Genomic DNA, 14,933 nt, shown 5'->3' with positions numbered 1-14,933 from the left:
ATATTTATTTATTCCGGTACAAATCAAAAGTATCGCCACGTAACCCAATACGCATTGCTTCTAATGGAATTACTTCATTAGGTGCAATATTACCCAAATTAACATTGCATCCCAATAATTGTAAAAAGTATAATTGCTGTGCTTTTTGTGGGGCTTCCCATAAAATTTTTTCTTCAGGAATTTGTGTTAATATTTCAGCTACTAACCCTTGTCTTACTTCACCACTATCTCGATAAATTCCCACATTACCAGCTTCACGTGCTTCAGCAATTACGTATGATGCACCTGCAGAAAGCTCTGCACGCATTAATTCAATCCACTTATAAGGAGCCATAATATTAGTTGCATCCTTACTACCCACTTCACTTAATACCTTGCCGTATTTAGTAAGCTTTTCTATATACCCGCATTTTTCAGCATGAGGTATAGTAATGGAACCATCACTTACCTCCATGTAAGAAATATTGTAATCTTTACAAATGGCTATATAGTCATCAATTTGGTTGCGAATTAAAAATGCCTCAAACAATGTTCCACCAAAATAAATTGGCATTTTATGTTTATGGTATATCTCAATTTTTTCTCTTAAATTAGGGGTAACTGCCGACGTTCCAAAACCCAACTTAACTATATCAACATGCGGACCGGCAACACTTAAAAAATTTTCAACTTCATTAATGCTTAGTCCTTTGTCCATTACCATGGTTATACCATGGGTACGAGGCTTTTGTACTCTGTCAGGAATTTGAGTTAAATTAAAATTCATGGGGTTGTATATTAAATTGCACGCAAAATTAAAGCAATTCAAACAAGTGAATTGCTTTAATTAAAAAATTCGAAAACAGATATCGTTAAAATTTTTTCCCTTTTTTATATCGGGCTATAATATCAATTACTTTACTATTTTGAAGCAATGATGGGGCTAGGTCAATTAATTTCTTTAGTTGTTTGGGCGCTTTACCCATTGCTGTTTCTAAATATATTAAACCTTCTTTGCTTTTATTCAGCGCAAATGATGCTGCTGCCTGATAAAATATGAAAAGCGGTTTTTCATCAGTGGCCTTTAAAGCCAACAAACAATGTGTTGCAGTTTCTTCGTAATAGCCTGCTAAGTATAAACAACGAATTAATGCTTCCCACCCTGCTACTTTTTTAGGCTTATGTTTCACTACAAAACCAAAGTAAAATAATGCCTCTTTATAATGTTGTAAATGCAATTTGCATTCACCCATTGCTAAATTGTACTCCGCCACGTTACGTTGCAGGCGAAGTGCATTTTCTAAGTGCTTAATAGCATTATTCCATTGCCCTTCTTGCATATAGGTTGTGGCAATTTTAAAATGCAGTTTGCTGTCTTCCGCATTTAAATGTACTGCCTTTTTATAATGAAAACGAGCTTGGGCTGTGTGCCCTAATTTGTGATAACAATGGCCAATTGCTTCATAAATTACATCTTCAGGGCGAGCCAATTCTAACACTTTTTCCAAAGATTCTATTGCATCTTTGTATTTATGTAACCGCAAGAACGCATCACCCATGTTTCTGTAAGCGTACTCAAACTTTTCATCAATTACCAATGCATACTGATATGCATCAATGGCTTTTTCGTATAATTTCAGCCCCTGATAAGCGGCAGCAAGGTTAAACCAAGCTATTTCATTATAGGGATAATTGTCAATTATTTTTTGATGAATTTTAATACTTTCTTCATTTCGACCTGTAAAATCAGTCCAAAAACAAATTTTATATAAAGCCTCCTCATTGTTGGGGTCATCTTCTAAAATCAGCTTTAAGCAATCAAAAACCTTGTCAAATTCTTCATAATCATCGTATACATCGGCAAGTTCAAACAACAAATCAATTCTTTCTTCTCCTTCAAACAAATGCAAGGCAGTTTCCAATAGTTCAACTGCTTTAGGCTGTTGATCTAAAGCTAAATAAGCATCTGTTTTTAAAATGTATAAGTTAATATCGGTGCTATCGAATAATTCTGCCTTTTCCAGTAATTCAAGCGATTGCGCATATTTTCTTCGGGCAATTAATAAATCAGCCTTTTTAATCATTAAATGTGCGGAGTAGGGATACATTTCCAAGCCGGTTTCAACGGCTTTAAAGGCTTCAGTTAAATCATCTCTTTCATCAAAATAATCTACAATTTTTTCAAAAGCTTCTTCCTCCAAAAATGAATATCCTTGTCCCATCTTCATATTTTGGTATTGCTGAAGCAATTCTTTGAGCGAGTTCCTTTCATCGTCGTTGTAAGAGGGTGATCGCATAGCTTTAAGGTTTATCTAATATACAGTAAAACTTTTACAATTTTGGCATTATTTTGGAAAAGAAAAATGTTAATATGGATTTAATGAACAATAATTGTTAAAAATTGTAAAAAAGTTATACTTTTGTATCGATGTTTAAAAACAGATTCATATCAAAACTGACATTTGCATTTGTGTTCATCATATTAGCAAAATGTGCGGTTGCTGCATTTACATTTAGTGGCACTACCGATGAATCGAAAAACAATAATAAATATACCCTTAAAAATTTAAGCCATTATAGCCATAAAGCCTTTTCACTTTCATTTATCAAATCAGGTTTGGAATACGATGGTATGAATGTTTTAAAAGCGCAAGATTATAATTTAGGTACTGAGGTTCACTCAATTATGCAGTATAAAAGTGGAAATACTACTTATGTTTTCCCTTATAAGTTTAAGGTGCACGTGCCTAAGTTTAAAACACCTTCTCCTATTTCCAATTAATCATTCTGTAACCTTTTGTAGGAATTTCAAATTCTGACAACAATACAGGGTCGAAACTTATTTTGTTTGCAAGAAAATGAATTTTATTGCCTTTATTGTCAGTTGCTTCATATTCTAAAACAAAACCGGGCACCTCTTTAAATTCATACTCAAAATCTTTTACTGAAGGAATGATTGCAGTAGTATAATAAATGTTATAAACCGAACTATCTTTCAATAACAACTGCGCATTTTTACAATTATAACCCAGAATATTTTTTGTATCATTTAAAGAAACAAACTTCATTCCATCAAATTTTTTATTGGCTTCTTCCCACTGAGTTTTGGTTAATACTGTCATGTATTTGTTATTACCAAAACTTCGCAAAACAACTACTTTGCCACTTGATTGATCGATAATGGTAGAGATTTTATAAGAAGGGCTTGAAACATTAACCCGACTATTATTTCCTTTTATATATACTGTTTTATGTATAACTTCTGCTGTGGCTTTTTCTGCAGCTGTAGTAGTAACATTATCATAATAAATTGTACACTCTGCTACCGTTCGTTGTTGAGAAAAAACAGAAGAAACTGGCATTAATAATAAAATCAATAAAAATTTCATTTATATTCAATTTAATTAAATCTACAAATTAATTTAGTACAGTTGCTAATTTAAACATTAAACCATAATTACAACACAAATATGTGTTAATAGCTTAAGATTATTACACACACCATACAATTATTAGAAATAATAAAAAAAAGCTGTTCTAAATTTTGGAACAGCTTTTTCAAAATATATTTTCAAGCTACTTTTTCTTCTGTGTACGATCTTTCAAATCTTGAAGCTTTTTCTGCGATTCCATCATTTGTTCATACCGCTCTTGCCATTTGCTTTTCGTTTTGGCTTTTGGTGATTTACGTTTCTGTTCAATTTTTGCCAATATTTTTTGGTGGTCAATTATTTTCTTCTGAATAATAAATTGAATAATTAATGTAACAGTGTTTGAAACAGTATAATACCAGGTTAAAGCTGAAGGTAATCCATTAAAGAAAAACAACATGAAAAATGGGAATATATATGGCATGTATTTTAACGCCGGATTATCTTGTGTTGGCGTTGAAGTCATATTGTAAATGGAAATTAAGAAACTAGTTAATACCGCAGTTAAGGTAAATAAACTGATATGGTCGCCAAAGTTGAAAGGCAAACTAAATGGCAATCGAGCAATTACATCATAGGATGATAGGTCTTTGCTCCATAAAAAGGCTTGGCCGCGTAATGCAATGTTTGAATTAAAAAAACTATATAATGCAAAGAATATAGGAATTTGTAATAATGCAGGAATACAGCCTCCTAATGGATTTACACCTGCTTCCCGGTATAATTTCATTTGCTCCATTGCAAAACCTTGCTGATCGGATCCAAATTTTTGTTTTAATGCATCTAATTCCGGTTTTAATACTTTCATTTTAGCACCACTTAAATAACTACTATAAGTAAGTGGCGAGGTAATTAAACGTATAAATAAGGTTAGTAACAAAATTACCCAACCATAATTCGATACGAAGCTTGCAAAAAAGTTAAACACGGGCATTATGATGTACAGGTTGATGGGCCTTACAAAAGCATATAAACTTCTACCTAAGTTTACAATTTGATCCATTCCCTTTGCTTCATTTTTAAGAATAGCATAATCGTTGGGGCCGAAGTACATTTGCATAGGTATAGTTACACTATTCTCAGCAGGCAACTTCATTTGCAAATTTGCAGTGCTGTTGAACAAAATTTTCGAAGTATCTTCTGATTCTCTTTTCCATTCAATTTGGCCTCCGGTAAAATTATTTTTGGCAACTAGTGTTACATTAAAAAATTGTTGCACATTGGAAAACCAACTAATGGGTTTTTCAAACTGGTGATTAGCTTTCGCAGAAATATAATCGAAATTATTCCCTTCATAAAAACACAGGTTACTAGTTATCCTTTCATAGTGGGCAGAACGTTCAACCTGATGGGCATGATCAATCCATGTAAAATTCAATTGATTATTGCTTACTAATGTATTGGCACCTTGTAATAAAATATTCCAATTTACCATATAGTTATTGGGCAATACAGTAAACTGATGAACAATGCTTTGACCAGATGCATCACTCAATTTAAATTCAATTTGTTGACTCCCATCTGCATTTTTAGTAATACCAGAAGCAGCGAAAAAGAGATTATTAGTATTGGCTGAATTATTGTTTCCCGTATTGATATTGTAACCCAATGAATCATGTGCACTACCTAATATAACATCTTCCCCATTGTATGCTTTATAATTTTTTAAAACTACAGATTGTATTCTACCACCTTTGTTGGTAAATACAACTTTCATTACTTCATTTTCTATTGTATCAAAAGTTGGAACACCTATTGCAGCAGTAGTAAAATTGCCGGCAGAAGCTTGCTTCATCAATGAGTCCTGATGAAGAGAATCTTTTAGCAAGTTTTCTGGGTTTTGTATTGCACGCATGGCATTTACATGTGCTATAGAATCTTGCACATGTTTTTCCTGTTTTTGTAACTCTTGCTGCGCATTGTTATTGTACCAAAAGAAACCAAAAAATAAAATGGCTAATAATCCAAACCCAATGATGGTATTCTTGTCAAAATTCATATTTTAAAAAATATTGAGCGGCAAAGGTAGGGTTTGCAATGTAAAGCACCATTGCAAACCCTTAAATATTAGTACAAATTGGGGTATTTAAAGTCGCGAATAATTAACATATTATAAAAAATATAATAAACTGACTGCTAATTCCAATTATTACCTCCCCCCCGGAGGGCAATACTGCCTCAAATAACGGGTATACAAATTCATTAAATGTTCTCGGGTACCTGCACCCTCCGAAATACTGTGGGTTCTGTTCGGATAGCTCATCATATCGAATTGCTTACCATATTTCACTAATTCATTAATTAATAGTTCCATATTTTGATAATGTACATTATCATCGCCGGTACCATGTATGAGCAATAAATGGCCTTGCAAATTTTTAGCATAAGTTAAGGGCGATCCTGCTTTAAAATCGGCACTATCTTCCTGAGGAAGTCCCATATAACGCTCTTGATAAATATTGTCGTAGGTAAACTGACTGGCTACCCCTGCAATTGCAATGCCTGTTTTATATATGTTAGGATATTGAAACATAAGGTTTTGTGTAGCAGAACCACCTCCACTCCAACCCCAAACCGCAATTCTAGATGTATCTACAAAAGGCCATTGTAAAATTTGTTTAGCAGCATCGGCTTGATCATTAATGTTAACACGACCAATCTTTCGATAAATACATTTTCGCCATTCGCGACCTTTAGGTACAGGTGTACCTCTGTTATCGATAGAAATATAGACATAACCATCTTTGGCCATATTACCATTATATAAAAAATTATATGCTATACCATATTCATCTTTCACATTTTGGCCCCAAGGCTCGGTGTAAACATAAAATACTACTGGATATTTTTTTGTGGAATCAAAATGCTCGGGCATTACTTTCCAGCCATCCATGCTTATGCCCTCTCTATTTTTGATGGTAAAAAATTGCACGTTTGAACTGGTAGAATCGGCTTTTGTTATTGCTTCATTTACCAAATTGCCATCTAAACCAGTATGGTTGGGTAAAGAAATCCATTCGCGAACATAGGGTGTGTAATGATTAGAAAAAATATGCTCAGCAAAAAGTGCATTTGGAGATACTGCATATTCATGAAAACCATTTTGATTAGCGGGTGAAATACGTTCAGCAGGTTGAGAGCCATTTAGTTTAGTACGATACAAATATTTTTGAGTAGCATTATAAGGAGAAGCTAAAAAATAAACGTATCCATTTTTTTCGTCAATAGCACTTATGCCCATTACGTCAAAGTTGCCATTAGTAATTTTAGAAACCGTTTTTCCATCGCGACTTATGCTATACAAGTGCCTCCAACCATCTTGTTCGCTGGCCCACATAAATGCTTTACCGTTATTTAACCAATCCCAACCACCATATGAATAATCTTCGTCCCATAAGGCCAATATATCAATCCAAGCACTGTCGGTTTCATGATAAATAGTTTTGGGTTGACCGGTTTTTATATTACACAATAAAATGTCAGAAACATTTTGTTTACGATTCAGATGTTGTAATATAATTTCATCGCTATTGTTTGCCCACTCCATTCTTGGCACATAAGATTGTAAAACAGGATCTGAGGGGATATTCATCCAATTAGTTTTAGCAGTTGTTATATCAATAACACCAATTTTAAAAGGGGAGGGTGCAATACCTGCAATTGGATATTCTACCGGCTTAATAAAAGGATAAGCAGAATCGGTATTATTAATCATTAAATAATTGGGAGTATTCTTTGCATTAATTTGCCAATAAGCAATTTTAGTGCCATCAGGGCTCCAACGAAAGCCATCGCGGCAAAAAAATTCTTCTTCATAAACCCAATCGAAAGTACCATTAATTAAATACCGATTACCATTTGTAGTTAATGGTTTAATGGCATTATTTTTTAAATCTTCTATATAAATATTGTGTTCGCATACATAAGCCACTTTATTACCATCGGGCGAAAACTTTGCAAACATAAGCGATGATGCGGGTTTGCCTTTACCAATCTGTTTCAAATCCTTCGTAATCAAATTTAATACCCAATAATCGCCACGGGTATCGTAACGCCAAACTTTTTTAGAATTTGTATAGATTAATAATTTTTTTTCATCATTACTAAAGAAGAAATTACGGATATTCAACGGCTTTGATTGTCCTGCAGGAGTTAACTCAGCTGCTGACACCACAATATTGGTTTGCATGGAAGGAAATGTTGTAGCAACAATATTATTATCTTGCACCGTATACAATATATTTCCGGCTTTATTCCAATGTAAGCCATGTGGGGGTTGAGCAACAACCACCGTTAAAAAGCAAATCATAAACATGCTTAATAAAAATTTCATATGCATTTATTTAAAATTATTTGAAGATATTGAAGTATTATAAAGATACACTTTGCCTTTAGAACTACATTTAAATGCACATTAAAAAGGGGAGATTAACATCCCCCCCCTTTATTTCAATAATATATATTTGTTATGCTTTTAAATTAGTGCATCTTGCACTGCAGGCGAATTTAGCTTTAATTGTTTTTTTGCTTCGTGGTATTTTTTTACTGCTTTTATAAAATGCACAAATAAGGGTGCAGGCTTTTCAACAGTACTTTTTAATTCAGGGTGATATTGTACGCCAATAAAGAATGGATGTGTAGGAATTTCAATAATCTCAACCAAACCTGAATCGGGATTAATACCGCTGGCAATCATGCCGTTTTGTTCAAATTGTTCTTTATAATCATTATTGAACTCGTAACGATGTCTATGCCTTTCAGTAATTAAAGGCTGTTGATAAATTTCAAATGCTAATGAACCTTCTTTGATGGCACAAGGATATGCTCCCAATCGCATGGTTCCACCCTTTAAAGTAACTTGCTTTTGGTGTTCCATTAAATTAATAACAGGATTGGGTGTATTCGAATCCATTTCTAAAGAATGGGCATCTTTTATATTTAACACATTTCTTGCAAATTCTATAACAGCCATTTGCATGCCTAAACAAATACCAAAAAAAGGCAGCTTATTTTCGCGGGCATATTGCACAGCAATTATTTTTCCATCAATACCCCTACTGCCAAAACCAGGTGCTACCAATAACCCGTCTAACCCATCTAATTTTTCTGCTACATTTTCTTTAGTAATATGTTCACTATGCACGTTTACTACTTGCACTTTTACTTCATTTGCTGCACCTGCATGAATAAAACTTTCTAAAATAGATTTATAGGCATCTTGTAACTCAATGTATTTGCCAATTAAGCCAACGGAAACTTTCCCTTTAGGATATTTAATTTTGTCTATATATGAAATCCAATCATCTAATTTGGGCTCTTGCTTAGAAGTAATTTGTAATTTATTCATACAAATAACATCTAACTCTTCACTTTGCATTAATAAAGGCACTTCATAAATTGAACCCGCATCCATTGCTTCAATAACAGCTTCTTTTTTTACATTACAGAATAATGCAATTTTTCTTTTTATATCATCGTTCAGTGGCTCTTCAGTACGGCAAACAATAATATCCGGATGTACACCCGTTTCACTCAGCATTTTAACACTGTGCTGTGTGGGCTTGGTTTTTAACTCTTTAGCAGCTTTTAAATAAGGAATAAGAGTTAAATGAACTACTACTACATCTTCCTCAGGTAATTCCCACTGAATTTGACGCACAGTTTCAATAAATGGCAAACTTTCTATATCACCAACCGTTCCTCCAATTTCGGTAATTACAATATCATATTTCCCATCTTTCCCCAATAAAAGCATTCTTCTTTTTATTTCATCGGTAATATGTGGAACTACTTGAACCGTTTTTCCAAGGAAGTCGCCGGCACGTTCTTTATTGATGACTGTTTGATAAATTCTTCCTGTTGTTACATTATTTGCTTGTGAGGTGTAAATATTTAGGAAACGTTCGTAATGGCCCAAATCCAAATCGGTTTCAGCACCATCTTCCGTAACATAGCATTCCCCATGTTCATAAGGGTTTAATGTACCAGGATCAACATTAATGTACGGATCAAACTTTTGTATGGTAACACGAAAGCCACGAGCTTGCAACAATTTTGCCAAGCTGGCAGCTATAATTCCTTTTCCCAAACTGCTTGTTACCCCTCCGGTAACAAATATATATTTAGCCATAATGAATGGATGTTTTTCACACATTTTTACAATTATATCAACAAAATAGTGGTAAGTACAATTTTTTGAATTGAGCTACTACTACTTAGAATGCTGAATATTGTTTAATTTTTAGACCTGAAGAGAGTGGAAAAAAATGAATAGAATCACTCTTGAAGGTCGTACAAACGTAATGCATTTTTTTGGCTCAGAAAAATACCGTTACAAAATTTAAACAGTTCATTGTAATTTGTGTTAAAGTACAGCGCTTAATAGGACCTTTTGAAGGTATTGAATTGAAGTGAAAATGGCACCAATTCATGATTTAGCCAATGAACAACCAAATAAAATTTTAACCAAAATAAAGCTTTATGAAAAAACTTTTGTACTTAGTCGGTTCAGCCATGCTTACAGCCTTATTGTTAAGTGCCACCATTAAAACGAAGGCACCCGCCCCATTAACACCTGAATGTTACATTACTTGTTTCACTACTGAAACCCGTCAATTAATTGAATTAGATGCAGCAAAGCCCGGATTTGGGAAACTACACCCCAATCCCCTTATTCTACAAAATTATACTCCAATAGGAGAATATATTCATTATAAAACTGCCGATGGGAAAATGGCTTCAGGTTATTTTATTAAAGCCAAAAAGCCAACAGATAAATGGGTTTTAGTTTTTCAAGAATGGTGGGGATTGAATGATAATATTAAAAACGAAGCTGATAAATTATACACAGAATTAGGAGATGTGAACGTTTTAGCACCTGATATGTACGATGGCAAAGTGGCAACTACTCCAGATAGTGCTATGGTTTACATGCGTAATGCCAATGCAGACCGTCTTGATGCTATTGTGAATGGCGCCATTGGATATGCCGGCAAAAATGCAAAAATATATACCATTGGCTGGTGCTTTGGTGGTGGATGGAGCTTACAAGCGGCATTATTAGCTGGTAAACAAGCAGCAGGTTGTGTAATGTACTATGGCCGTCCGGAAAATAATATTGATCGTTTAAAACAGTTGCATTGTGATGTGATAGGTTTTTTTGCCAACCAAGACCAAGGAATTAACCCGCAAGTGGTAACGCGTTTTGAAGAAGATATGAAAGCAGCCGGTAAAAAACTAACTGTTTATAGATATAATGCAGGACATGGTTTTGCAAATCCATCAAACCCTATTTATAATAAAGAGGCTACTGCAGATGCTAATGCCAAGGCACTTGCGTTTTTGAAAGCGCATTAATAAAAGCTTTTACCAAAAATGAAAAGCCCGGATTGATGAATCCGGGCTTTTCAATATATTAAATCATTATTTCAATTCTAAAATAACTGCTTGATAAGGTTCTAGTGTTAATGTTTTTCCGGGAATAAAAGTGTTATAATTATTGATTAATGGGATGGGCTTTATTTGCATACCAGCAGGTAAATCCCAACCAACTCTATCTTTACTAAAGTTGAGCACTACCATCATTTTTTTAGCACCTTCACCACGGGTATAGGCATAGATATTTGGATTATCAGCATCTAACAATTGATATTTCCCATAAACCAACACATCTTTATGCATTTTGCGTAGTAGTACCATTTTCTTAAAATAGTTTAGGCAAGAGTTGGGATCTTTAGCTTCATCTTCCACGTTTACAGTTGTATAATTGGGGTTTACTTTTATCCAAGGTGTTCCTGTTGTAAATCCGGCATTGAGGGTATTATTCCACTGAAAAGGCGTTCGGCTGTTATCGCGGGCAGAAATTTTTTGTGCATTCATAAAATCCTGCAAATTACCTCCCTTTAACTGTATTTGCTTGTACATATTAATGGTTTCAATATCTCGGTAATCTTCAATTTTGTCGAATTTAATATTGCTCATTCCTAACTCATCACCAAAATAATAGTAAGGTGTAGCTCGCATGGAAAGTAGAAAGGTGGTAAGCATTTTTGAGGATGGCTCTCTAAACTCAGGGCTATCATTACCCCAACGAGAAACCATTCTGGGTTGATCGTGATTGCCTAAATAAATAGTACCCCAACCTTTATTGGCAAATACACTATCCCATTCTGTGTATATTTTTTTAAATCCGGGTAATTTATACCCATTTGGATCGGGGGTTTTAAATTTTCCTGGCAAGTATCCATAATTCACCCCGTCAAAATTGTAAAGCATATTTAATTCATGGCGATCAGCATCAACAAAATCATTAGCCGTTGCTAATGTTACCCCGGCACCCTCGGCAACGGACATATCTTTGTATTTGCTAAGCACTTCTGCATTCATTTCGCGTAAGTAGGTATGTAAGTTGGGACCACTGGCATAATATTGTGCCCAATCACCATTGTATTTTTCTTTTAATATTTCAGGAGTAATAACCGGAAAGCTGGTATCTTTTGAAATAAAAGGAATAACGTCCATTCTAAAACCATCAATACCTTTGTTAAACCAGAATTTCATAATATTGAAAACCTCTTCACGCACTTTAGGATTTTCCCAATTTAAATCGGGTTGGTATTGACTAAAATAATGGAGGTAATAAGAATTTGTAGCAGCATTAAATGTCCATGCACTTCCATCTACATCAAAAAATCCCTGACGAAAAGGTGGTTTGCCTTTTTCAGCAGGCCACCAATGGTAATATTCATAATAAGGATTTTTTCTACCTTTTCTAGCCTCAATAAACCATGGATGTTGGTCGCTGCTATGATTGGCTACTAGGTCCAAAACCAATTTTATACCCCGTTCATGCATACCCTGCAATAAAGTATCAAAATCGGCCATGGTACCAAACTCTTTCATAATGGCTTCATAGTTGCTTATATCATAACCATTGTCTTTATTAGGCGACTCAAAAATGGGGTTCAACCAAACCACATCAATACCCAAACTTTTAATATAATCAAGTTTTGAAATAATACCCTTTAAATCACCTATACCATCACCATTGCTATCCTTAAAACTGCGAGGATAAATTTGATAAACAACCGCTTCTTTCCACCAATCATTTTTTTTATTCCCGGTAGTATCAACCTCCGACTTTTGCTGACTTGAATTATTGTTACACGCTGAAAAGAAAAGTGACATGGCGGCTAATAAGCAAAGCATAAAATATTTCATAAGGTTATAGTTAAAGGGTAAGATAATGAACCATTAATATACTTAATAAAACATTGTTTAATCAGGCATTAGATTGAACAACTATTAAGCAAATAAAAAAACTGCTGTAAAGGTAGAGCAATTAAAATACTTCTCCAATGTTCACATAAAAGCCACCGGAACCATTTTTACCAAAGCCATAATCAACACAAAGATTAGTGCCAGAATGTTTATTTAATTTAACACGAACTCCTAAACCATAGCCCGGCAAAAGCGCATTGTATTGCTGAGAAAGATCACCGGAAAAATTTTCAACGTTGGCAAACACTACACCACCAATTAAACCATTACGGGTAATACGGTAGCGATATTCCCCTTCTAAATAAACCATATTTTTGCCACGAAAGCGTCCCTGAATATATCCCCTACCCGTGTTATATTGATCATCCCAACCCGTACTTGGCAATAATAAATAGGGAGGGGTTCCAGATACTGTTAGCCAATTAAAACTCCATAATGCCAGTGTATTTTTAGAATATTTATGCGGAAAGGGTAAGTATTTTCTTACATCAATTAAAAGAGATTGAAAATTTTGATCACCATCGAGAAAAGTAAAACTATTCCTTAGTACAACATTAGCATACAAGCCTTTGCTAGGATTAATTTGATTTACACGATTGTCATACAAAAATTTAGCTACAGGTCCTGAGGCCGTTTCATCGTAACCTAATTCTTTTGTAATAATAGTATTAATTCGTCGTGTAGCTGGATTTAAAGCACGAATATTCCAAAACTGATCATAATAGTAACCTATGCCTGCATAAATATTTTTCCCTACTGACATAAGTACACTTTCGTGCAGTTTCAACCCTATAAAATCAATTGTATGTCCTTTATTGGGATCAGTTCTTCCACCCAAACCATAAATGCTGGATGGATAATCAATAAATCGATTATCGGAAACTATATTAAATTTATCATTCTTAGTCCATATATCAATTACCAAAGGCACAATGGTTTGTTGATATTGAGAGTAAGTTACACTTGTAGTGATGCTTGAAATTTTGCTTGAGCCATTATTGAAATAACCCACATTAGCACTTAAAATACCGGCAAAACCGGTTTGCAGTGTGTAGCCAATAGCAGGCACAATAGCTAAATTATATTTTTTAGGTTGGCGAACTTGAGTAGAATCAATCTTATTTTTTTTCCGGAACAGTTTATGGGTTACATCAACCAAATCACGTTCCAAAGAACTATCAACTCCCTTATATACTGATTGCACTGCCGCACTTGAATTAAAAGTAGTTTGTGCATATCCAAGACTACCTATAAATAAAAATAATAATATTAAAATGATATATGGATAATTTCTACTCAAACAGGAAAATTTTATTAATAGACAATACTTTCTTAAAAATGTTTAAGAAGATTTTGTTATGTTGCCCATGCAATATGGTACAATAACAAATAGTTTTACATATCATCCAAAATTTTTTTATAACTGGTTACAATACCTTTAATTAAGGATGAACTGAAACCTTGATGCTCCATTTCATTTAAACCTGCAATCGTACATCCTTTAGGTGTTGTTACCTTATCAATTTCTTGTTCAGGATGCGTATTATTTTGCAATAACAATTCAGCAGCACCCTTAACAGTTTGTGCTGCAATGAGTGATGCAACTGATGCACTAAACCCTATTTCAATTCCACCTTGAATGTTGGCTCGAATATAACGCATAGCATAAGCAGTCCCGCATGCACCCAAAACAGTGGCAGCATCCATCAATTTTTCTTCAATAAAAACAGTTTTTCCGAGTTTATTGAATAAATCAGTGACAAAGGCTGTTTGTTGCATTGAAGCATTATAACTGCTAATACAGGTTAAACTTTGTTGTATAGCAATAGCGGTGTTAGGCATTGCCCTGAACAATGCAAACTGATTACCTATTACCTCCTGAATATCTTTTATCCAAACACCGGTAGCAACGCTAATTAACACATGCTTATTAGGCAATAAATGTGGTTGCAACTGTTGCAACACATCGTGCATTTGAAAAGGCTTTATTGCAAAAATTATATAATCAGCCCATTGAACGGCTTGCACATTATCAGCCAACACATTAACACCTTTTTGCTGAAAAGATTTTAACGTATCTACATTTCGTTTTGTTATGCAAAGATTATTGGGAATAACAAAACCACTGGTTAGCAAACCTTCTGCAATTGCAGTGCCTAAATTTCCACCGCCTATAATGGCAATCTTAAATGATGCGTGCATATTAATTTTTGCTTATAAAATAATTATAGTAATGAACTCAAG

General features: G+C 34.1%; 11 protein-coding genes. 2 read left to right on the top strand and 9 right to left on the bottom strand.

Features of this window, described 5'->3' with window-relative positions:
• Positions 1-4: 4 nt before the first annotated feature.
• Entirely contained in the window at positions 5-766 is a 762-nt protein-coding gene (locus ACP5P5_RS07415; RefSeq protein WP_428285475.1) for a phosphosulfolactate synthase, read from the bottom strand.
• An 85-nt stretch (positions 767-851) separates the two neighbouring features.
• On the bottom strand, positions 852-2,276 hold the full coding sequence (locus ACP5P5_RS07410) for a tetratricopeptide repeat protein (protein ID WP_428285474.1): 1,425 nt from the start codon (positions 2,274-2,276) through the stop codon (positions 852-854).
• Positions 2,277-2,449: 173 nt separating this feature from the next.
• Here ACP5P5_RS07410 and ACP5P5_RS07405 point away from each other — a divergent pair, with 173 nt between their 5' ends.
• Positions 2,450-2,761 carry a hypothetical protein gene (locus ACP5P5_RS07405; RefSeq protein ID WP_428285473.1) on the top strand — a complete coding sequence of 104 codons (312 nt, stop codon included), beginning with the start codon at positions 2,450-2,452 and terminating at the stop codon, positions 2,759-2,761.
• Here the strand turns inward: ACP5P5_RS07405 and ACP5P5_RS07400 are convergent.
• The 4 genes from ACP5P5_RS07400 to ACP5P5_RS07385 form a co-directional block, all read right to left on the bottom strand.
• Positions 2,748-3,368 carry a hypothetical protein gene (locus ACP5P5_RS07400; protein ID WP_428285472.1) on the bottom strand — a complete coding sequence of 207 codons (621 nt, stop codon included), beginning with the start codon at positions 3,366-3,368 and terminating at the stop codon, positions 2,748-2,750. The genes ACP5P5_RS07405 and ACP5P5_RS07400 overlap by 14 nt on opposite strands.
• Before the next feature lie 187 nt (positions 3,369-3,555).
• On the bottom strand, positions 3,556-5,409 hold the full coding sequence (gene yidC / locus ACP5P5_RS07395) for a membrane protein insertase YidC (RefSeq protein WP_428285471.1): 1,854 nt from the start codon (positions 5,407-5,409) through the stop codon (positions 3,556-3,558).
• A gap of 150 nt (positions 5,410-5,559) precedes the next feature.
• On the bottom strand, positions 5,560-7,743 hold the full coding sequence (locus ACP5P5_RS07390) for a DPP IV N-terminal domain-containing protein (RefSeq protein WP_428285470.1): 2,184 nt from the start codon (positions 7,741-7,743) through the stop codon (positions 5,560-5,562).
• Between the two features lie 141 nt (positions 7,744-7,884).
• Positions 7,885-9,540 (bottom strand): CTP synthase, encoded by a 1,656-nt coding sequence (locus tag ACP5P5_RS07385; RefSeq protein ID WP_428285469.1) that lies wholly within the window; start codon positions 9,538-9,540, stop codon positions 7,885-7,887.
• 350 nt (positions 9,541-9,890) lie between these two features.
• Here ACP5P5_RS07385 and ACP5P5_RS07380 point away from each other — a divergent pair, with 350 nt between their 5' ends.
• On the top strand, positions 9,891-10,766 hold the full coding sequence (locus ACP5P5_RS07380) for a dienelactone hydrolase family protein (RefSeq protein WP_428285468.1): 876 nt from the start codon (positions 9,891-9,893) through the stop codon (positions 10,764-10,766).
• A 66-nt stretch (positions 10,767-10,832) separates the two neighbouring features.
• Here ACP5P5_RS07380 and ACP5P5_RS07375 read toward each other — a convergent pair whose 3' ends face one another.
• From ACP5P5_RS07375 to proC, 3 genes are all read right to left on the bottom strand, one after another.
• Complete coding sequence (locus tag ACP5P5_RS07375; RefSeq protein ID WP_428285467.1) at positions 10,833-12,629, bottom strand: glycoside hydrolase family 13 protein; 1,797 nt, start codon at positions 12,627-12,629, stop codon at positions 10,833-10,835.
• 121 nt (positions 12,630-12,750) lie between these two features.
• A complete protein-coding gene (locus ACP5P5_RS07370; RefSeq protein ID WP_428285466.1) occupies positions 12,751-13,989 on the bottom strand; it encodes a BamA/TamA family outer membrane protein in 1,239 nt (412 codons plus the stop codon).
• Positions 13,990-14,084: 95 nt separating this feature from the next.
• Complete coding sequence (gene proC / locus ACP5P5_RS07365) at positions 14,085-14,891, bottom strand: pyrroline-5-carboxylate reductase (protein WP_428285465.1); 807 nt, start codon at positions 14,889-14,891, stop codon at positions 14,085-14,087.
• Positions 14,892-14,933 lie beyond the last annotated feature (42 nt).

The organism is Hydrotalea sp., from assembly GCF_049968455.1.
In the GTDB taxonomy this organism is placed as follows: domain Bacteria; phylum Bacteroidota; class Bacteroidia; order Chitinophagales; family Chitinophagaceae; genus Hydrotalea.
Note: the sequence above shows the minus strand (reverse complement) of the source record. Positions and strands in the feature narration are given on the sequence as shown.

Excerpts from the sequence above, each read along its gene's own strand:
- ACP5P5_RS07410 (WP_428285474.1), bottom strand. The coding sequence starts at position 2,276 with ATGCGATCACCCTCTTACAACGACGATGAAAGGAACTCGCTCAAAGAA.
- ACP5P5_RS07400 (WP_428285472.1), bottom strand. The coding sequence starts at position 3,368 with ATGAAATTTTTATTGATTTTATTATTAATGCCAGTTTCTTCTGTTTTT.
- ACP5P5_RS07380 (WP_428285468.1), top strand. The coding sequence starts at position 9,891 with ATGAAAAAACTTTTGTACTTAGTCGGTTCAGCCATGCTTACAGCCTTA.
- ACP5P5_RS07375 (WP_428285467.1), bottom strand. The coding sequence starts at position 12,629 with ATGAAATATTTTATGCTTTGCTTATTAGCCGCCATGTCACTTTTCTTT.
- ACP5P5_RS07385 (WP_428285469.1), bottom strand. The coding sequence starts at position 9,540 with ATGGCTAAATATATATTTGTTACCGGAGGGGTAACAAGCAGTTTGGGA.
- proC (WP_428285465.1), bottom strand. The coding sequence starts at position 14,891 with ATGCACGCATCATTTAAGATTGCCATTATAGGCGGTGGAAATTTAGGC.
- ACP5P5_RS07390 (WP_428285470.1), bottom strand. The coding sequence starts at position 7,743 with ATGAAATTTTTATTAAGCATGTTTATGATTTGCTTTTTAACGGTGGTT.
- yidC (WP_428285471.1), bottom strand. The coding sequence starts at position 5,409 with ATGAATTTTGACAAGAATACCATCATTGGGTTTGGATTATTAGCCATT.
- ACP5P5_RS07415 (WP_428285475.1), bottom strand. The coding sequence starts at position 766 with ATGAATTTTAATTTAACTCAAATTCCTGACAGAGTACAAAAGCCTCGT.